At 70.2% G+C, this 17985-nt stretch carries 21 protein-coding genes and 1 pseudogene; 18 read left to right on the plus strand and 4 right to left on the minus strand.

Annotated features, from left to right (window positions below; translation table 11 throughout):
• The first annotated feature begins 45 nt into the window (after positions 1-45).
• From rpsP to trmD, 4 genes are read left to right on the plus strand one after another with little or no spacing between them, the layout of a single operon-like run.
• Positions 46-567 carry a 30S ribosomal protein S16 gene (rpsP, locus tag A5732_RS17610; protein ID WP_076051694.1) on the plus strand — a complete coding sequence of 174 codons (522 nt, stop codon included), beginning with the start codon at positions 46-48 and terminating at the stop codon, positions 565-567.
• A gap of 8 nt (positions 568-575) precedes the next feature.
• A complete protein-coding gene (locus A5732_RS17615; protein ID WP_003878715.1) occupies positions 576-818 on the plus strand; it encodes an RNA-binding protein in 243 nt (80 codons plus the stop codon).
• A gap of 24 nt (positions 819-842) precedes the next feature.
• Positions 843-1370, plus strand: a complete 528-nt coding sequence (rimM, locus tag A5732_RS17620; protein WP_076051696.1) for a ribosome maturation factor RimM — start codon at positions 843-845, stop codon at positions 1368-1370.
• Between the two features lie 9 nt (positions 1371-1379).
• Positions 1380-2093 carry a tRNA (guanosine(37)-N1)-methyltransferase TrmD gene (trmD, locus tag A5732_RS17625; RefSeq protein ID WP_076102883.1) on the plus strand — a complete coding sequence of 238 codons (714 nt, stop codon included), beginning with the start codon at positions 1380-1382 and terminating at the stop codon, positions 2091-2093.
• A 5-nt stretch (positions 2094-2098) separates the two neighbouring features.
• Here the strand turns inward: trmD and A5732_RS17630 are convergent, their stop codons facing one another.
• Positions 2099-3076, minus strand: a complete 978-nt coding sequence (locus A5732_RS17630) for a hypothetical protein (protein WP_076102884.1) — start codon at positions 3074-3076, stop codon at positions 2099-2101.
• Positions 3077-3419: 343 nt separating this feature from the next.
• On the opposite strand from A5732_RS17630, the gene rplS reads away from it, so the two are divergent.
• From rplS to A5732_RS17650, 4 genes are all read left to right on the plus strand, one after another.
• On the plus strand, positions 3420-3761 hold the full coding sequence (gene rplS / locus A5732_RS17635; RefSeq protein ID WP_064877853.1) for a 50S ribosomal protein L19: 342 nt from the start codon (positions 3420-3422) through the stop codon (positions 3759-3761).
• Between the two features lie 94 nt (positions 3762-3855).
• A complete protein-coding gene (gene lepB / locus A5732_RS17640; protein WP_076051699.1) occupies positions 3856-4761 on the plus strand; it encodes a signal peptidase I in 906 nt (301 codons plus the stop codon).
• 2 nt (positions 4762-4763) lie between these two features.
• Entirely contained in the window at positions 4764-5570 is an 807-nt protein-coding gene (locus A5732_RS17645) for a ribonuclease HII (protein WP_076051700.1), read from the plus strand.
• Positions 5571-5574: 4 nt separating this feature from the next.
• Positions 5575-5880, plus strand: coding sequence for a DUF2469 domain-containing protein (locus tag A5732_RS17650; RefSeq protein WP_064954476.1), 306 nt, complete (start codon positions 5575-5577; stop codon positions 5878-5880).
• A gap of 6 nt (positions 5881-5886) precedes the next feature.
• Here A5732_RS17650 and A5732_RS17655 read toward each other — a convergent pair whose 3' ends face one another.
• Complete coding sequence (locus A5732_RS17655; RefSeq protein WP_076051701.1) at positions 5887-6657, minus strand: GAF and ANTAR domain-containing protein; 771 nt, start codon at positions 6655-6657, stop codon at positions 5887-5889.
• Positions 6658-6961: 304 nt separating this feature from the next.
• Here A5732_RS17655 and A5732_RS17660 point away from each other — a divergent pair, with 304 nt between their 5' ends.
• The 4 genes from A5732_RS17660 to A5732_RS17675 all read left to right on the plus strand — a co-directional run bounded on the left by A5732_RS17660 (position 6962) and on the right by A5732_RS17675 (position 10936).
• Positions 6962-7942, plus strand: a complete 981-nt coding sequence (locus A5732_RS17660) for an NAD-dependent epimerase/dehydratase family protein (protein ID WP_076051960.1) — start codon at positions 6962-6964, stop codon at positions 7940-7942.
• Between the two features lie 109 nt (positions 7943-8051).
• On the plus strand, positions 8052-8873 hold the full coding sequence (fdhD, locus tag A5732_RS17665; RefSeq protein WP_076102885.1) for a formate dehydrogenase accessory sulfurtransferase FdhD: 822 nt from the start codon (positions 8052-8054) through the stop codon (positions 8871-8873).
• A 174-nt stretch (positions 8874-9047) separates the two neighbouring features.
• The gene (locus A5732_RS17670; protein ID WP_076051703.1) at positions 9048-9425 is read left to right on the plus strand and encodes a YraN family protein; all 378 of its coding nucleotides are present in this window, start codon (positions 9048-9050) and stop codon (positions 9423-9425) included.
• Complete coding sequence (locus A5732_RS17675) at positions 9425-10936, plus strand: YifB family Mg chelatase-like AAA ATPase (RefSeq protein ID WP_076102886.1); 1512 nt, start codon at positions 9425-9427, stop codon at positions 10934-10936. Before A5732_RS17670 ends, A5732_RS17675 begins: the two co-directional genes overlap by 1 nt.
• Positions 10937-10962: 26 nt before the next feature.
• On the opposite strand, the gene A5732_RS17680 is transcribed toward A5732_RS17675, so the two are convergent.
• Entirely contained in the window at positions 10963-11238 is a 276-nt protein-coding gene (locus A5732_RS17680) for a DUF4190 domain-containing protein (protein WP_076051705.1), read from the minus strand.
• Between the two features lie 110 nt (positions 11239-11348).
• On the opposite strand from A5732_RS17680, the gene dprA reads away from it, so the two are divergent.
• The 4 genes from dprA to A5732_RS17700 are packed head-to-tail and all read left to right on the plus strand — an operon-like array spanning position 11349 to position 15534.
• Positions 11349-12527: a DNA-processing protein DprA gene (gene dprA, locus A5732_RS17685; protein WP_076102887.1), complete on the plus strand. Its 1179-nt coding sequence runs from the start codon at positions 11349-11351 to the stop codon at positions 12525-12527.
• Positions 12528-12561: 34 nt separating this feature from the next.
• Complete coding sequence (locus tag A5732_RS17690) at positions 12562-13419, plus strand: siderophore-interacting protein (RefSeq protein WP_076051707.1); 858 nt, start codon at positions 12562-12564, stop codon at positions 13417-13419.
• A gap of 24 nt (positions 13420-13443) precedes the next feature.
• On the plus strand, positions 13444-14604 hold the full coding sequence (locus A5732_RS17695) for a lactate 2-monooxygenase (protein WP_076051708.1): 1161 nt from the start codon (positions 13444-13446) through the stop codon (positions 14602-14604).
• A 33-nt stretch (positions 14605-14637) separates the two neighbouring features.
• On the plus strand, positions 14638-15534 hold the full coding sequence (locus A5732_RS17700; protein ID WP_076102888.1) for a tyrosine recombinase XerC: 897 nt from the start codon (positions 14638-14640) through the stop codon (positions 15532-15534).
• 9 nt (positions 15535-15543) lie between these two features.
• On the opposite strand, the pseudogene A5732_RS17705 reads toward A5732_RS17700, so the two are convergent.
• A pseudogene (locus A5732_RS17705) lies at positions 15544-16029 on the minus strand (M23 family metallopeptidase); the annotation flags it as partial.
• A gap of 295 nt (positions 16030-16324) precedes the next feature.
• On the opposite strand from A5732_RS17705, the gene rpsB reads away from it, so the two are divergent.
• Both rpsB and tsf read left to right on the plus strand, forming a co-directional pair.
• Positions 16325-17155, plus strand: a complete 831-nt coding sequence (gene rpsB, locus A5732_RS17715; RefSeq protein ID WP_064954458.1) for a 30S ribosomal protein S2 — start codon at positions 16325-16327, stop codon at positions 17153-17155.
• A gap of 12 nt (positions 17156-17167) precedes the next feature.
• Positions 17168-17983 (plus strand): translation elongation factor Ts, encoded by an 816-nt coding sequence (tsf, locus tag A5732_RS17720; RefSeq protein ID WP_076051711.1) that lies wholly within the window; start codon positions 17168-17170, stop codon positions 17981-17983.
• Positions 17984-17985 lie beyond the last annotated feature (2 nt).

Here is a 17985-nt window from a genome sequence, read left to right on the forward strand (position 1 = left end):
ATCGCTGAATTGCAGCGTGACACACACAGGAGAATTCGCTTAACCATGGCTGTCAAGATCAAGCTCACCCGGCTTGGCAAGATCCGCAATCCCCAGTACCGCATCTCCGTCGCCGACGCCCGTACCCGCCGCGACGGCCGCTCCATCGAGGTCATCGGCCGCTACCACCCGAAGGAAGACCCGAGCCTCATCGAGATCAACTCCGAGCGCGCCCAGTACTGGCTGTCCGTGGGGGCTCAGCCCACCGAGCCGGTCCGCAAGCTGCTGCAGATCACCGGCGACTGGCAGAAGTTCAAGGGCCTGCCCGGCGCCGAGGGCCGCCTGAAGGCCGCCCCGGCCAAGCCCAGCAAGCTGGAGCTGTTCAACGCCGCGCTGGCCGACGCCGACGGCGGACCGACCACCGAGGCCGCGAAGCCGAAGAAGAAGGCCCCGGCCAAGAAGGCCGCCAAGGGCGCGGACGAGGCCGCCGAGCCGGAGGCCGCCGCCGAGACCCCGGCGGAGAACGCCGCTGAGGCCGAGGCGCCCGCCGAGGGCGGCGAGCAGGCCGAGCCGACCACCGAAAGCTGACCGCGGCGATGAGTACGGTTGTCGTTGACGCTGTTGAGCACCTGGTTCGCGGGATTGTCGACAACCCCGACGACGTCCGGGTCGACATGGTGACCAGCCGCCGCGGGCGGACGGTCGAGGTTCACGTCCATCCCGACGATCTGGGCAAGGTGATTGGGCGCGGCGGCCGCACCGCGACCGCACTGCGCACCCTGGTCGCCGGCATCGGCGGTCGCGGCATCCGCGTCGACGTGGTGGACACCGACCAGTAGGGCAGCGCTGCTCATGGAACTCCGTTGGAGTTGACCGTCGGGCGCGTGGTGAAAGCCCACGGCATCACCGGCGAGGTGGTCGTCGAGGTTCGCACCGACGATCCCGACGCCCGCTTCGCACCGGGTAACGCGTTGCGCGCCAAGCATTCCCGCACCGGCTGGGAGCGTGAGCTCACCGTCGAGAGCGCGCGCGAACACGGCGGGCGGCTGCTGGTGCGGCTGGCCGGTGTCACCGACCGTGACGCGGCCGACGCGCTGCGCGGCACCCTGTTCGTCGTCGATTCCGGCGACTTGCCCGACATCGACGAGGCGGACACCTACTACGACCATCAGCTCGAGGGCCTGCGCGTGCGCACCACCGCGGGCGAGCAGATCGGAGTCGTGGCCGAGGTGCTGCACACCGCCGCGGGTGAACTGTTGGCGGTGCGGCGGGATTCGGGCGACGAGAAGCGGGAAGTGTTGGTGCCGTTCGTGTCCGCGATCGTCACGTCGGTGTCGCTGGACGACGGCACCGTCGAGATCGACCCGCCCGAAGGCCTGCTGGACCTGTAGGCCTGCAATATGAGAATCGACGTCGTCACGATCTTTCCGGCCTATCTGGACCCGCTGCGGCAATCGTTGCCCGGCAAGGCGATCCAGTCCGGCCTGGTCGATCTGCAGGTGCACGACCTGCGGCGCTGGACGTATGACGTGCACCGCTCGGTCGACGATTCCCCCTACGGCGGCGGTCCCGGGATGGTGATGAAGGCGCCGGTGTGGGGTGAGGCGCTCGATGAGATCGCCTCCGAGGAAACACTTTTGGTCGTTCCCACCCCCGCCGGGCGGTTGTTCACGCAGGCGACGGCCGCGCGCTGGAGCGCCGAGAACCACCTGGTGTTCGCGTGTGGCCGTTACGAGGGCATCGATCAGCGGGTCATCGAGGACGCCGCGGGGCGGATGCGGGTCGAAGAGGTCTCGATCGGCGACTACGTGCTGCCGGGCGGCGAGTCGGCGGCCGTGGTGATGATAGAGGCCGTGCTGCGCCTGCTCGACGGGGTGCTTGGCAATCCCGCGTCGCACCGCGAGGATTCGCACTCACCGGCGCTGGACCGGCGCCTGGAGGGGCCCAGCTACACCCGGCCGCCGAGCTGGCGCGGGCTCGACGTCCCCGAGGTGCTGCTGTCGGGTGACCACGCGCGAATCGCCGCGTGGCGCCGGGAGATCTCGTTGCAGCGCACCCGCGAACGCCGGCCCGAACTGGTTGAGCCCGAAGTAATTGAGCCCGAAAGCGATTGAGCCCGTCAGAGCCCGTGCCGGGGCACCTCGACGCGGCCCTCGGGAAATATCGTCCTGACCGCCCGGGTGATGGTGTCGCGGGCGGTGGCGTCGTCGGCGGGCTGCAGGGACTGGACCACCATGATGTAGCGGTGATCGGCCCCGATCACGCCGGTGGACAGATGCATCCAGTCGCTGCCGATGCAGCACATCCAGCCCTGCTTGACCGCGACCGGCTCGGCGTACAGACCGTCCGGGATGCCGAACCGCTGCGGGTAGCCGTCGAGCCCGGTGGGGGTGGACTGCGCCAGGTCGTTCACGATGATCCTGGCGTCATCGGCCGGCAGGCCTCCCGATCCGTCCAGCAGCATCTGGTAGTAGCGGATCAGGTCGGTCACCGAGCTCATCGTGTTCCACCACCGCCCGTCGCTGGGCGGGGTGGTGGAGGACAGGCCATAGCGGGACGCGACCTCCGTGATGATCGCGGCTCCACCGCCCTCCCCCCAGAACTTCTCGGCCGCGCCGTCGTCGGATGACTGCAGCATGATGTCCAGTGCCTGGCGGTCGTCGGCGCTCAGCGGCGCCTTGCCTTCGGACTCGTGCAGCAGCAGATCGTCTGCGATGAACAGCTTGGCCACCGACGCGGTGCCGATGACCTGGCTGTTGCCATTGGAGATCAGCTGATGGGTGTTGCGATCGAGGATGGCCACCGACAGGGCGGCGCCGCTGCCGGCGGCCTCGTCGGCGGCCTGCTGGACGCGGGCCTGCAACTGGCCGAACCCAGGCCCCGGTAGCGCCTGGGCCGGCTGCGGGGGTGTGGCCGCCTCGAGCATCAGCGTGGTCGACTGCGGGGGAGTCGAGGTGGGTGGCGCGGAGATGACCCGGACGGGCGCAGTGACCGGCAGGTCGTACACCTTCGCCTGGACCAGCGCCTCGGAACCGGCGGCAACCACCAACGTCACCGCCGCCGTGGCGGTGAACAGCGTCAGCGGACGTACCCGCATTCGACTCCTCCGGCGAGACTTCGACACAGTGCAACAGCGGGACCCTCGCGCCACCTGCACCGGCCATCACGCCCCTGCACGGGTAGCGCGTTCTGACCCCAGTCATATGTACCATTTACCAGCGCGTTTGGCGCGTTACGAACCGCCGACCAGGCTGTGATTTTCGCAGCACGCGCCCCGTCTGGCACAATTGACCAGTTGTCTCCAGGGGTCGCAGGCCGGTTGGGCCGTTTCCCGCCCGCTGCGAGATACGCCAGTAAGCCCGAAACCATCGGCTGGGCGACCGCCTCACACCCGCGTGTGGGTCGCTGTCGTCGGCCGCGACCTCAAGGAAGTGTCTCGCATGAACCGGCTGGACTTCGTCGATCAGGCGTCGCTGCGCGACGATATCCCGGTGTTCGGCCCGGGCGACACCATCAACGTGCACGTCAAGGTCATCGAGGGCGCCAAGGAGCGCATCCAGGTATTCAAGGGCGTGGTGATCCGTCGTCAGGGCGGTGGCATCCGCGAGACCTTCACCGTGCGCAAGGAAAGCTATGGCGTCGGCGTCGAGCGGACCTTCCCGGTGCACTCGCCCAACATCGACCACATCCAAGTGGTGACTCGCGGTGACGTCCGCCGCGCGAAGCTGTACTACCTGCGTGAACTGCGCGGCAAGAAGGCCAAGATCAAGGAGAAGCGCTGAGCCGGGACGCCTTGGTGGCGCTGCTGATTCGTCCCACCGTTTCGCCGGTGCGCCGGTCTGGGCGGCCCCAACATGCGCTGGCTACGCTGATCTCGTGACCGATACCGCGGATTCATCGAAGCCCGAGCCCCACGCCGGCGAGTCAGATCCGAAGGTCTCTACCCGCAACCCTGAGACGCGCCCCGACGAGGCCGCGACGACGGCCGGATCGGTCCCCGAACCGGGGCCGGCGACCGAGACGCCCGACGAGGGCGAACCCGAGGACCCCAAGCGTTCGACGTTGCGCGAGTTCGCGCTCCTGGCGGTGATCGCCGTCGTCCTCTACTACGTCATGTTGACGTTCGTGGCGCGCCCCTACCTGATCCCGTCGGAATCCATGGAGCCCACGCTGCACGGCTGCACGGGCTGCGTCGGCGACCGGATCATGGTCGACAAGGTCAGCTACCGCTTCAGCGCGCCGCGCCCCGGTGACGTCATCGTCTTCAAGGGTCCGCCGCCGTGGAACCTCGGCTACAAGTCGATCCGGTCCAACAACACCGTGCTGCGCTGGGTGCAGAACGGGCTGTCCTTCGTCGGCTTCGTGCCGCCCGACGAGAACGACCTGGTCAAACGGGTCATCGCGGTGGGCGGGCAGACGGTGCAATGCCGGGCCGACACCGGATTGACGGTCGACGGCAAGCCGCTGAAGGAGCCGTACCTGGATCGCAACACCATGGCCGCCGACCCGTCGGTGTACCCGTGCCTGGGCAGTGAGTTCGGGCCGGTTCACGTCCCGGCCGGACGGCTGTGGGTGATGGGCGACAACCGGACGCACTCGGCGGATTCGCGGGCCCACTGCACCAGCGTGCCGGCCGAGGCCCTCAAGGGCGTGCTGTGCACCGGCGACCCGACGTCGGGAACCGTGCCGGTGTCCAACGTGATCGGAAAAGCCAGGTTCATCGTGTGGCCGCCATCCCGGTGGGGCGGCGTGGGATCGGTGAACCCGCAGCAGAATCGGTAGCCATGGCCACGACGTGGCCGCCGCGGACGGTGATCCGTAAATCATCGGGGTTGCGCACCCTGGAATCGGCGCTGTACCGCAGCGGGTTGGGCCCGGTGGCCGGCGTCGACGAGGTGGGCCGCGGCGCCTGCGCCGGACCGCTGGTGGTGGCGGCCTGCGTGCTCGGCCCGGGGCGAATGGAAAGCCTTGCCGCGCTTGATGATTCCAAGAAGCTCACCGAGGCCGCCCGGGAGAAGCTGTTTCCGCTGATCCGCCGCTACGCGCTGGCCTATCACGTGGTGTTCATCCCGCCCGCCGAGGTGGACCGGCGCGGCGTGCATGTCGCCAACATCGAGGGGATGCGCCGTGCCGTCGCCGGGCTGTCCGTGCGGCCCGGCTATGTGCTGAGCGACGGCTTCCGGGTGCCCGGGCTGGCCGTCCCGTCGCTGCCGGTCATCGGGGGCGACGCGGTCGCGGCGTGCATCGCGGCGGCCAGTGTGCTGGCGAAGGTCAGCCGGGACCGGTTGATGGTCGCCATGGAGGCCGACCATCCGGGCTACGGCTTCGCGCTGCACAAGGGCTACAGCACGCCCGCGCACAGCACGGCGCTGGCCCGGCTGGGCCCGTGCCCCGAGCATCGTTATTCGTTCATCAACGTGCGGCGGGTGGCCGACGGGTCGGGCAGTCGGGTGGTGGCCGACTGCCAACCGGACCCACCGCTGCAGCGGGACGGATACGGTGAGGAAAGATGGGATCAGGATTCCCACCCCGGCGAACGGCAGCTACCGCCGGGATGTCCGGGGAACGCTGTCTGGGAGAAGGACGTCTGAGCAGATGAGTGCAGAAGATCTCGAAAAGTATGAAACCGAGATGGAGCTCTCGCTGTACCGCGAATACAAGGACATCGTCGGCCAATTCAGCTACGTCGTGGAGACCGAACGGCGCTTCTACCTGGCCAACAGCGTGGAGATGACGCCGAAGAACGCCGACGGCGAGGTCTACTTCGAGCTGCGGCTGTCCGACGCCTGGGTGTGGGACATGTACCGGCCGGCGCGGTTCGTCAAGCAGGTACGGGTGGTCACCTTCAAGGACGTCAACATCGAAGAGGTCGAAAAGCCCGAGCTGCGGCTTCCCGAGTAGCCGCCGCTACGCGTTCGGCGGAACCTGGTTGTCGCCGGGGACCGGCAGCTGACCGCGGTGTTCGATGACCTCCCGGGCGACCTCGGCCAGCTTGACGTTGAGTGCCTGGGAGTGGCGCCGCAGCAGATCGAACGCGTCGTCCTCGCTCATTTCGTGCAGCATCATCAGCATGCCGACGGCCTTGCCGATCTCGCGGTTGCTCATCAACCCGCGGCGCAGGCTCGCCGCGTCCTCGCCTTTGTTGACGGCATTGATCGCGACGCTGGCGAATGCGGCCAGCACCGCCGCCCGCCCGGCGGACTCGGCGTCGAACATGTTCGGGGTGTCGCTGAACAGATTCAGTGCGGCGCCTTTGCGCTTGTCGACCAGCAGCCGAAACCCCATCGCGCCGCGCACCGGTGTCTCGGCGACCAGGACGGCGGCCAGCTTGGGCCACATCGACGACGTGGTCAGGTCCGTGTCGATCTGTGGCGTCTCTTCCTCGATGGCGTCGATGCACGGACCGTCGCCGGCGCGTCGTTCGAGGTCGTCTATGGCTTCGGCCAGCCTGTCACTGGCGCCCACGGTGACGTATCTGTCGTTCTCGCGCACCAGCAGGCTGGCGTGGTCGCAGCCGCGGACGGTCAAGGTGGCGGCAACGCAGATGGCGGCGTACATCTGGTTGACGTCCGAGCCCTGGTAGATGATCTCGGCGAGGGCGGCGAAAACCGTCGCGGGGTCGGCCTTCTCCCCGCCGTTCGCGGACGTGTCCGCGCCGGTCGTCGATTCCTGCCCCATGCTGCGCCTCGTTTTCTGCAGTGCCGGCGGTGCCTGACCGCTTTCGATCGCCGTAAATTATCGGTCGCCGAGACCAGCCTTACACCCGGTTTCGTCTGGTTGCAGCTAACCAGCGGGCATCTTGTTGGTCACCGTCGACCGCCAAGCTACCGCTGACGAAGCGGAACGCCCGCACGTCCACCCGCCCACGAACCGCGAGACGCTGGAAAGATGGTTCTATCACGCGCCGATCGCGCGCGCCGGGGGCTCGGTGAGGTGCCGCACGCCGGGGTTTCAGCAGGCCGCGGGAGGGAAGGAAGTTCTGATGGGAGTGACCGTCGCGGTGACCGGACCGACCGGGGAGATCGGCCTCTCCGCGGTGACGGCGCTGGAACGCGAACCTGCCGTCGACGCGATCATCGGGATGGCTCGACGGCCCTTTGACCCGCCGTCACGCGGCTGGCTGAAGACCACCTATCAGCAAGGCGACATCCTGGACCGCGAGGCCGTCGACGCCCTGGTTGCGCAGGCCGACGTGGTGATCCACCTGGCCTTCATGATCATGGGTTCGCGCGACGAGAGCGCCCGGGTGAATCTCGAAGGTTCTCGCAACGTGTTCGAGGCGACGGTGGCCGCCGAGCGGCCCCGGCGCCTGGTCTACACGTCGTCGGTGGCGGCGTACGGCTACCACTCCGACAACCCGGTCCCGCTGACCGAGGACGTGCCGGTCCGGGGGTCCGAGGAGCACTACTACTCGGCGCAGAACGCGGCGTCCGAAGCGCTGCTCGCCGAGATCGCCAAGGACTCGCCGCTCGAGGTGTTCGTGTTGCGGCCCTGCATCGTCGCCGGGCCCAAAGCCACCGCGCTGGCCGACGCGATGCCGTGGAATCAGCTGCCCGGCCCGATGCGTGCCGTGGTCAAAGCCGTCCCGGCGCTGAAGCCGGTGGTGCCGGATCCGGGTTTTCCGCTGCAACTGGTACACCACGACGACGTCGCGGCGGCGATCGCGCTGGCGGCCACCGCACCGGCCCCGCCGGGGGTGTACAACATCGCCGGCGACGGGGTCGTGACGGTGGCCGACGTGGCCAAGGCGCTGGGTGGGCGCCCGGTGCGGGTTCCGGCCGTCGCCGCCACGGCGGCCTCCGCGGCGATCTCGCGGGTGCCGCTGGTGCCGTCCATGCTGGAGTGGCTGCACACCGCGCGGACGTCGATGGTGATGGACACCTCCAAGGCCAAGACCCAGCTGGGCTGGCGGCCGCTGCACTCGTCGGCCGAGACGCTGCAAACGCTGGCCGAGGGGACGTGAGAGCGTTGTCCTGCTCGGCGGCCGGCCGCCGGCCGGGGTAGTTTGATCCGGTGGGGTTCCAGCGTTCCGCCGCTTCTCGCGACGTCTCCGCCGGCGGTGAAATCGCCTAGTGGGGCACGTAACGTCGCGTCGGCGGGTCACGCATCTGACCGCCGAGAAGGCGGTCACCCGACCGGAGACCCTGGTCGTGGAGGAGCCGTTGGAGATTCGGGTCGACGGCTCGGCGATCACGGTGACGATGCGCACGCCGGGATCGGATATCGAACTCGCCCAAGGGCTTTTGCTCACCGAAGGCGTCATCGCGGGCCGCGACGACGTGCACAGCATCCGGTACTGCGCCGGGCGCGACGACGAGGGCGCGAACACCTACAACGTGCTGGACGTGACGCTGGCCCCGGGGGTGGAAAAACCCGGCCTTGACGTCACCCGCAACTTCTACACCACCTCGTCGTGCGGGGTCTGCGGCAAGGCGTCACTGGATGCGGTGCGGCTGATCAGCCGGTTTTCGCCGGGCGCCGATCACGCGACCGTCGCGGCCGCGACTCTCAAGGCGATGCCCGACCAATTGCGTTCGGCGCAAAAGGTTTTCGATAGCACCGGTGGCCTGCACGCCGCGGCGCTGTTCGGGGCGGACGGCGCGATGCTGGTGGTGCGCGAGGACGTGGGGCGACACAACGCGGTCGACAAGGTGATCGGCTGGGCGCTGGAGCACGGGCGGATACCGCTGCAGGCTTCGGTGTTGTTGGTCAGCGGGCGGGCATCGTTCGAGCTGACGCAGAAAGCCGTGATGGCCGGCATTCCGGTGCTGGCGGCGGTGTCCGCGCCGTCGTCGCTGGCGGTGTCGCTGGCCGAGGAGTCCGGCATCACGCTGGTGGCGTTTTTGCGGGAGGACTCGATGAACATCTACACCCGGGCCGACCGGATCACCTAGGCCCGATGGCGGCGACCCGCCGCGCCCGGCTACGCCGCGCTTGCGATCGCCGCCAGCCAGGTCTCACCCCGCCGGCTGTGGATGGGCGCCGCACTGGGGATAACCGACCGTTGCGGGGGCCGCGGGTCGCGTTGGTGGCCCGTCCCGTCGGGGGCGCCGGGCACGGTGGCCCCCATGACGACCGAAACGACGATGACCCGGATCCAGCTGGGGGCGATGGGCGAGGCGCTCGCCGTGGATCACCTGATGCGGAGGGGATTGCGGATCGTGGCGCGCAACTGGCGCTGCCGCTACGGCGAACTCGACATCATCGCCCGCGACGACGCCACCTCGACGGTGGTGTTCGTCGAGGTGAAGACCCGCACCGGGGACGGATACGGGGGCCTGGCCCATGCCGTCACCCCGCGCAAGGTGCTGCGGCTGCGCAGGCTGGCCGGCCTGTGGCTGGCCGGCCAGGACCAGCGCTGCGCGGCGATCCGCATCGACGTGATCGGCGTGCGGGTCGGGCGCCGGCGCACCCCCGAGATCACCCACCTGCAAGGGATCGGCTGATGGCGCTGGGACGCGCGTTCTCCGTCGCGGTGCGCGGCGTGGACGGACAGAGCGTGGAGATCGAAGCCGACATCACCTCCGGGCTGCCGGGCGTGCACCTGGTCGGCCTGCCCGACGCGGCCCTGCAGGAGTCGCGCGACCGCGTCCGGGCGGCCGTCACCAACTGCGGCAACACCTGGCCCATGGCGCGGCTCACCCTGGCGCTGTCGCCGGCGACGCTGCCCAAGATGGGGTCGGTCTACGACATCGCCCTGGCCGCCGCGGTGTTATCGGCACAGCGCAAGAACCCGTGGGACCGGCTGGAGAAAACGGTGCTGCTGGGTGAGCTGTCCCTGGATGGGCGGGTCCGGCCGGTGCGCGGGGTGCTGCCGGCCGTGCTGGCCGCCAAGCGCGACGGCTGGCCGGCCGTGGTGGTGCCCGTCGACAACCTCGCCGAGGCCAGCCTGGTCGACGGCATCGACGTGTGGGGCGTGCGCACCCTAAGGCAACTGCAGAAGTGGCTCAGCGGCTCGGGCGCCCTGGACGGCAGGATCGACGCGAAACCCACGGACGGGGAGCCCGAGGCGGATCTGGTCGACGTGGTGGGGCAGACGCAGGCGCGGTTCGCGGTGGAGGTGGCCGCCGCCGGGGCGCATCACCTCATGCTCACCGGCCCGCCGGGGGTGGGCAAAACGATGCTCGCGCAACGACTTCCGGGGTTGCTGCCGCCGTTGACGGATGCCGAGTCCCTGGAAGTCACCGCGATCCACTCGGTGGCCGGGTTGCTGTCGGGCGACACACCTCTGATCACCAGACCGCCGTTCGTGGCGCCCCATCACAGCTCCAGCGTCGCGGCGCTGGTCGGCGGCGGGTCGGGGATGGCACGCCCCGGCGCCGTCAGCCGGGCGCATCGCGGGGTGCTCTTCCTCGACGAGTGCGCCGAGATCCGGGTCAGCGCGCTGGAAGCCCTGCGAACACCGTTGGAGGACGGCGAGATTCGGCTTGCGCGGCGTGACGGGGCGGCGTGCTATCCCGCCCGGTTCCAGCTGGTGCTGGCCGCCAATCTGTGCCCGTGCGCGCCGGCCGACCCGCAGGACTGCGTCTGCGCGGCGGCGGCCAAACGCCGTTACCTGGGCAAGCTGTCGGGGCCGCTGCTGGATCGCGTGGATCTGCGCGTGCAGATGCATCAGGTCAAGGCGGGGGCCTTCGCGGGCCGAGCCGGTGAATCGACGGCGCAGGTCCGCCATCGGGTGGCGCAGGCCCGCGCCGCCGCCTCCGAGCGCTGGTCATCGCACGGGTTTCACACCAACGGCGAGGTCAGCGGGACACTGCTGCGCCGAAAGTTCCGTCCCAGCAACGCGGCAATGCAGCCGCTACAGCGGGCGCTGGACGGCGGACTGCTCAGCATCCGTGGCCTCGACCGCACGTTGCGGGTCGCGTGGAGCCTGGCCGACCTGGCCGGTCGCACCTCGCCCGGGACCGACGAAGTCGCCGCCGCACTCAGCTTCCGCCAGCCCGGGGCGCAGCGATGAGCGCCGCGACCCACATGCTGCGGGCGCTACCAGCGCGCCATGGTCAGCCAATCGGTGTGCCCACCCCGCACCGCTATCGCGACGGTCACCAGAATCGCGAATGCGCGGGCGAATTGGGCCAGGGCGCGGCCACTTTCACCCCGCTGTTCCATCTCGCGCAACCCGAGGCACGCCAGGCCGATGCTGATGATGGGGATGGGAAAACCGATCCAGCTGACCAGGCTGAGCGCGAACGCCGCGACGGCCCACGGGTTCTTGGGACGCTCGGACACGGTGTACACCATCGGCAGGTCGAGGATCATGGGTCGTTCCGTTCGTTGCGGGCCGGCGTGCGGCGGGCGGCTGACGACACCACGTTCGCGCGCGGGGCTAAAAGGATCCTTGGCGGATCCTCGAGACCGGGGGCACGGCGATGACGACGGCGCTCGACGATCCCGCGCTGCGCGCGTGGGCCTATCTGTCCCGGGTGGCCGAGCCGCCCTGCGCCGAACTCGCCGCCCTGGTTCGGCACGTCGGCCCGGTGGAGGCCGCGGAGCGGGTCCGCCGCGGACTGGTCGACGACGACGTGGCGCGGCGCACCGAGGCCCGGCGCGAGATCGACCGCGGCGCGGCCGATCTCGAGATGCTCGCCCGGCGTGGCGGGAGGTTGATCACCCCGGACGACGACGAGTGGCCGCTGCTGGCGTTCGCCGCCTTCCGCGGCGCCGCACCGCGATCCGGCGGCGGCGCGCCGATGGTGGCGCCGATGGCGTTGTGGGCGCACGGGCCCGTGCGGCTGGCTGAGGTCGCGTACCGGGCGGCCGGTGTGGTCGGGACGCGCGCCTCGACCACGTATGGCGAGCACGTCGCCGGCGAACTGGCGGCCGGGCTGGCGCAACGCGACGTCGCGGTGGTTTCGGGCGGAGCGTCCGGCACCGGCGGCGCGGCGCACCGCGCCGTCCTGGAGTGCGACGGCGTCACCGTGGCCGTCCTGGCCGGCGGGCTCGACGTTCCCTACCCGAGCGGTCACACCGCGCTCCTGCACCGGATCGGCCAGCACGGGCTGCTGTTCACCGAATACGCGCCGGGCATCCGCCCGGCCCGCCACCGGTTCCTGACCCGCAACCGGCTGGTGGCCGCGGTCGTCGGTGCCGCCGTCGTGGTGGAGGCCGGTCTGCGCAGCGGCGCCGCCAACACCGCGGCCTGGGCGCGGGCGTTGGGGCGGGTGGTGGCCGCGGTGCCCGGGCCCGTCACGTCGTCGGCCTCGGCGGGCTGCCACGCCCTGCTGCGCGACGGCGCCGAACTGGTCACCCGCGCCGACCACGTCCTCGAGCTCGTCGGCCACATCGGCGAACTGGCCCGCGACGAGCCGCACCCCGCGACGCCTCTCGACGGCCTCAGCGACGCCGAACGCCGGATCTACGAGGCCTTGCCGGGCCGCGGCGCCGCCACGGTCGACGAGATCGCGGTCGCATCGGGAATGGTGCCCGAGCTGGCGCTGGGGCCGCTGGCGATGCTCGAGCTGGCCGGATTGGTGCAGCGTCAGGATGGGCGGTGGCGGATTGTCCGGGTCGCCGCGGGCCAAGCTGCGTCAACGAAGCGACTCGTATAGTCGACCGGGGGTCGGGGTTCGGACAGGAGGACAAGTGGCTGGTCGACCACTGCAACGCTTCGAAGTTGTCGGTACCGAACAACTCACACCGCACATGGTGCGGATAGTGCTCGGGAGCAAGGACTTTGACGCTTTCGTGCCCAGCAAGTTCACCGACTCCTACGTCAAGCTGGTGTTCGTCGCCGACGACGTGGACGTGGCCGGCTTGCCCGAGCCGCTGACCCTCGACAGCTTCGCCGACCTGCCCCCGGAGAAAAAGCCCTCGGTGCGGACCCTCACCGTCCGCCACGTCGACATCGAGAAACGCCGCATCACGCTCGACATCGTCGTGCACGGCGAGCACGGCATGGCGGGTCAGTGGGCGTCCACCGCCCAACCCGGCCAAACGATCTATCTGATGGGCCCCGGCGGGGCTTACACGCCCGACCCGGCCGCCGACTGGCACCTGCTGGCCGGCGACGAATCGGCGCTGCCGGCCATCGCCGCGGCGCTCGAAGCGCTGCCCGCCGGCGCGGTCGGCAAGGCGTTCATCGAGGTCGCGGGCCCGGAGGACGAGATCCCGCTGACCGCACCCGAAGGCGTCGAGGTGCACTGGGTCTACCGCGGCGGCCGCGCCGACCTGGTTCCCGAGGACCGCGCCGGCGACCACGCGCCGCTGATCGAGGCCGTCACCAGCGCGCCCTGGCTGCCCGGACAGGTGCACGTCTTCATCCACGGCGAGGCCCAGGCCGTCATGCACAATCTGCGGCCCTACATCCGCAAGGAGCGGGGGGTGGACGCCAAATGGGCGTCGTCGATCTCGGGGTATTGGCGCCGCGGCCGCACCGAAGAGACCTTCCGCCAATGGAAGAAGGAACTGGCGCAAGCAGAGTCGTCGAACTCGTCAGCCTGACGGCGGCCTGGCATTGTCTTTTCCATGGCATTCGGCGACTACCAGAACGAGATCTACTTCAAGGGCCTGGGCGGGGTGGCGCCCGCGCTGCCGATGGCCTTCGCGGAGCTGGAGGCACGCGCCGAGCGGGCGATGTCGCCGTCGGTGTGGTCCTACGTCACCGGTGGCGCCGGTGACGAACGTACGCAGCGGGCCAACCGGGAGGCGTTCGATCGGTGGGGCCTGATACCGCGCATGTTCGTCGGCGCCGCCGCCCGCGACCTTTCGGTGGAGATGTTCGGCCTGACCCTGCCGTCGCCGGTGTTCATGGCCCCGATCGGCGTCATCGGCATCTGCGCCCAGGACGGCCACGGCGACCTGGCCACCGCGCGTGCGGCGGCGGCCACCGGCGTCCCGATGGTCGTGTCCACCCTGACCGCCGACCCGATGGAAGACGTCGCCGCGCAATTCGGTGACACCCCCGGCTTTTTCCAGCTGTACACGCCGAAGGATCGCGACCTGGCCGCCAGCCTCGTCCAGCGGGCCGAAGCCGCCGGCTACCAGGGCATCGTCGTCACCCTCGACACCTGGATTCCCGGGTGGCGCCCGCGCGACCTCTCCACGGCCAACTTCCCCCAGCTGCGGGGGCTCTGCCTGAGCAACTACACGAGCGATCCGGTCTTCCGCGCCAAACTCCAACGCCCGCCGGAAGAGGACCCGCAGGGCACCGTGCTGCAGTGGGTGACGACCTTTGGAAACCCCCTGACCTGGGACGACCTGCCCTGGCTGCGGTCGCTGACCGACCTGCCGCTGATCATCAAGGGCATCTGTCACCCCGACGACGCGCGGCGCGCCAGGGACGGCGGCGTCGACGGCATCTACTGCTCCACCCACGGCGGCCGCCAGGCCAACGGCGGCCTGCCCGCCCTCGCGTGCCTGCCCGGCGTCGTCGAGGCGGCCGACGGGCTGCCGGTCCTGTTCGATTCGGGGATCCGCAGCGGCGCCGACGTCGTCAAGGCGCTCGCGCTGGGCGCCACGGCCGTGGGCATCGGCCGCCCCTACGCCTACGGCCTGGCGCTCGGTGGCGCCGACGGCATCGTGCACGTGCTGCGCTCGATCCTGGGCGAAGCCGACCTCATCATGGCCGTCGACGGCTACCCGACGCTCAAAGATCTCACCCCGGACACGCTTCGGCGCGTCGACTAGAGCGCCCCGGGCCGCGCCTGCGACCGTGGGGGAGTGCAGGCCATCCTCGACGAGTTCGACGAGTACCTGGACTTGCAGTGCGGCCGTTCCGCACACACCCGTCGCGCCTACCGCGGCGACCTGCGCTCGCTGCTCGCCTTCATCGGGGACCGCGGCGCCGGCCTGGACGGGCTGAGCCTGCCCCTGCTGCGCTCCTGGCTGGCCGCGGCGGCCGCGGCCGGCGTCGCCCGCACGACGCTGGCCCGGCGCACCTCGGCGGTCAAGGCGTTCACCGCCTGGGCGGTGCGGCGCGGCCTGCTGACCACCGACCCGGCCGCCCGGCTGCAGGTCCCCAAGGCGCACCGCACCCTGCCCGCGGTGCTGCGCCAGGACCAGGCGTGCGACGCCATGGCCGCCGCCAAATCCGGTGCGCAACAAGGTGATCCGATGGCGTTGCGGGACCGGCTGATCGTGGAGATGTTGTATGCCACCGGGATCCGGGTCAGCGAGCTGTGCGGCCTGGACATCGACGACGTCGACACCCATCACCGGCTCGTCAAAGTCCTCGGCAAGGGCAACAAGCAGCGCAGCGTGCCGTTCGGCCGGCCCGCCGCCGAGGCGCTCGACGCGTGGCTGGCCGACGGGCGCCCGGCCCTGGCCAACGCCGAGTCGGGTCCGGCGCTGCTGCTGGGCGCGCGCGTCCGACGGCTCGACGTCCGCCAGGCGCGCACGGTGGTGCATCAGACCGTCGCCGCGGTCGACGGTGCGCCGGACATGGGGCCGCACGGCCTGCGGCACAGCGCGGCCACCCACCTGCTCGAAGGCGGCGCTGACCTGCGCGTGGTCCAGGAGCTGCTCGGTCATTCCAGCCTGGCGACCACCCAGCTGTACACCCACGTCGCGGTGTCCCGGTTGCGCGCGGTGCACGACCAGGCCCACCCGAGGGCCTGAAGCTCAGCGGTTCAGCGGTTTGAGCCGCACCGGCGTGGACTCCAGCAGGCCCAGCGGATCGACATAGCGGGCGCCCGACGCCGGGCCCCACATCGCGCCCCAGTGCAGGCACGCCGCGGCCGGGCAGCCGGCATGCCCGGGCGTCAGCTCGCCGATCACGGTCGCGGCCGTCACGTGCTCGCCGGCCCGCACCGCCGCCCGGACCGGCTCATAACTGGTGTGCAAGCCACCGGGATGGGCCAGCGACACCACCGGCCGCCCGGCCAGCAGCCCGGCGAACACCACGGTCGCGGCGCCCGCCGCGTACACCGGCTGACCGGCGGCCCCGGCCAGGTCCACGCCCCGATGACCGGGATTCCAGTTGGGCGACGGGGCGTCGAATCCCCGGGCGACGGCCGGCGGCGGGCGCAGCGGCCACTCCAGGCGATCTGCGGCGGCACCCGCCGGCACCGCGCTGACCAGGCCCGCACACAACAGCAGCGTTGTCCACCGCATCCAGGCAGTTCAGCGCGCCGCCCGCCACCCGGCCACCCAACCGCGGCGGACTTGTGGACGAGGGGCCCCGGTTGGGGAAGCGTGGCAAAACCACCTGCTGAGTCGGTGTAAACTGCTGGTCGCAGCTCGTTCGCGGGCTGACTTCGCGCGTCTGCATCGCGTCTCTGGTTCCACGAGGAGAACGCAATCGCATGCCGGGCGGTCCCGTCCAACAACGGGTCCGGCATCGCAGCAGCCGCCAGGGCCCGGCCTCAACCCGATGCCAGGCGACAACCGACACAAGTAAGGCACAACCATGGCCGTCGTAACCATGAAGCAGCTGCTCGACAGCGGCACCCACTTCGGGCACCAGACCCGTCGCTGGAATCCCAAGATGAAGCGGTTCATCTTCACCGACCGCAACGGCATCTACATCATCGACCTGCAGCAGACCCTGACCTTCATCGATCAGGCGTACGAGTTCGTCAAGGAGACCGTCGCCCACGGCGGCAGCGTGCTGTTCGTCGGCACCAAGAAGCAGGCGCAGGAGTCAGTGGCCGCCGAGGCTACCCGCGTCGGCATGCCGTACGTGAACCAGCGCTGGCTGGGCGGCATGCTGACCAACTTCTCCACCGTGCACAAGCGCCTGCAGCGCCTCAAGGAGCTCGAGGCGATGGAACAGACCGGTGGCTTCGAGGGCCGCACCAAGAAGGAAATCTTGATGCTGACCCGGGAGAAGAACAAGCTGGACCGCAGCCTCGGCGGTATCCGCGACATGGCCAAGGTGCCGTCGGCCATCTGGGTCGTCGACACCAACAAGGAGCACATCGCCGTCGGCGAGGCCCGCAAGCTCGGTATCCCGGTCATCGCGATCCTGGACACCAACTGCGACCCCGACGAGGTCGACTACCCGATCCCGGGCAACGACGACGCGATCCGTTCGGCCGCGCTGCTCACCAAGGTGATCGCCTCGGCGGTCGCCGAGGGCCTGCAGGCCCGCGCCGGAGTCGGCCGCGGCGACAAGCCCGAGGCCGAGGCCGCCGAGCCGCTCGCCGAATGGGAGCAGGAGCTGCTGGCCTCCGCTACCACCACCGCCCCCACCGAAGCCGCTGCGGGCGCCCCCGAACCAACAACTAACCCCTCATAGGAAGGCTGATCATTGGCGAACTTCACCGCTGCCGACGTCAAGCGGCTTCGGGAACTCACCGGTGCCGGCATGCTGGACTGCAAGAACGCGCTGGCCGAGAACGACGGCGACTTCGACAAGGCCGTCGAGGCGCTGCGCATCAAGGGCGCCAAGGACGTCGGCAAGCGCGCCGAGCGTGCGACGGCCGAGGGTCTGGTCGCGGCCCAGGGCGGCGCGCTGATCGAGCTGAACAGCGAGACCGACTTCGTCGCCAAGAACGCGGAGTTCCAGGCGCTGGCCGACCAGATCGTGGCCGCGGCCGTGTCGTCCAAGGCCAAGGACGTCGACGAGCTCAAGACCGCCAGCGTCGGTGACAAGACCGTCGAGCAGGCGATCGCGGAGCTGTCGGCCAAGATCGGCGAAAAGTTGGAGTTGCGCCGCGTGGCGAACTTCGACGGCACCGTCGAGACCTACCTGCACCGGCGGGCGGCTGACCTGCCCCCCGCGGTCGGCGTGCTGGTCGAGTACCAGGGCTCGGACACCGAGGCCGCCCACGCCGTCGCGCTGCAGATCGCCGCGCTCAAGGCCCGCTACCTGTCCCGCGACGACGTGCCCGAGGACGTGGTGGCCAGCGAGCGCCGCATCGCCGAGGAGACCGCCAAGGCGGAGGGCAAGCCGGAGCAGGCCCTGCCCAAGATCGTCGAGGGCCGGCTGAACGGCTTCTTCAAGGACGCGGTGCTGCTCGAGCAGCCGTCGGTGTCCGACAGCAAGAAGACCGTCAAGGCGCTGCTCGACGACGCCGGCGTCACGGTGACGCGGTTCGTCCGCTTCGAGGTGGGTCAGGCCTGATT

It is taken from the genome of Mycobacterium colombiense, assembly GCF_001953985.1.
Classification (GTDB): Bacteria; Actinomycetota; Actinomycetes; order Mycobacteriales; family Mycobacteriaceae; genus Mycobacterium; species Mycobacterium colombiense_B.

Coding starts and splice junctions, on each gene's coding strand:
- rpsP (WP_076051694.1), top strand. CDS start 46: ATGGCTGTCAAGATCAAGCTCACCCGGCTTGGCAAGATCCGCAATCCC.
- A5732_RS17615 (WP_003878715.1), top strand. CDS start 576: ATGAGTACGGTTGTCGTTGACGCTGTTGAGCACCTGGTTCGCGGGATT.
- trmD (WP_076102883.1), top strand. CDS start 1,380: ATGAGAATCGACGTCGTCACGATCTTTCCGGCCTATCTGGACCCGCTG.
- A5732_RS17630 (WP_076102884.1), bottom strand. CDS start 3,076: ATGCGGGTACGTCCGCTGACGCTGTTCACCGCCACGGCGGCGGTGACG.
- rplS (WP_064877853.1), top strand. CDS start 3,420: ATGAACCGGCTGGACTTCGTCGATCAGGCGTCGCTGCGCGACGATATC.
- A5732_RS17645 (WP_076051700.1), top strand. CDS start 4,764: ATGGCCACGACGTGGCCGCCGCGGACGGTGATCCGTAAATCATCGGGG.
- A5732_RS17650 (WP_064954476.1), top strand. CDS start 5,575: ATGAGTGCAGAAGATCTCGAAAAGTATGAAACCGAGATGGAGCTCTCG.
- A5732_RS17655 (WP_076051701.1), bottom strand. CDS start 6,657: ATGGGGCAGGAATCGACGACCGGCGCGGACACGTCCGCGAACGGCGGG.
- A5732_RS17660 (WP_076051960.1), top strand. CDS start 6,962: ATGGGAGTGACCGTCGCGGTGACCGGACCGACCGGGGAGATCGGCCTC.
- A5732_RS17670 (WP_076051703.1), top strand. CDS start 9,048: ATGACGACCGAAACGACGATGACCCGGATCCAGCTGGGGGCGATGGGC.
- A5732_RS17675 (WP_076102886.1), top strand. CDS start 9,425: ATGGCGCTGGGACGCGCGTTCTCCGTCGCGGTGCGCGGCGTGGACGGA.
- A5732_RS17680 (WP_076051705.1), bottom strand. CDS start 11,238: ATGATCCTCGACCTGCCGATGGTGTACACCGTGTCCGAGCGTCCCAAG.
- dprA (WP_076102887.1), top strand. CDS start 11,349: ATGACGACGGCGCTCGACGATCCCGCGCTGCGCGCGTGGGCCTATCTG.
- A5732_RS17695 (WP_076051708.1), top strand. CDS start 13,444: ATGGCATTCGGCGACTACCAGAACGAGATCTACTTCAAGGGCCTGGGC.
- rpsB (WP_064954458.1), top strand. CDS start 16,325: ATGGCCGTCGTAACCATGAAGCAGCTGCTCGACAGCGGCACCCACTTC.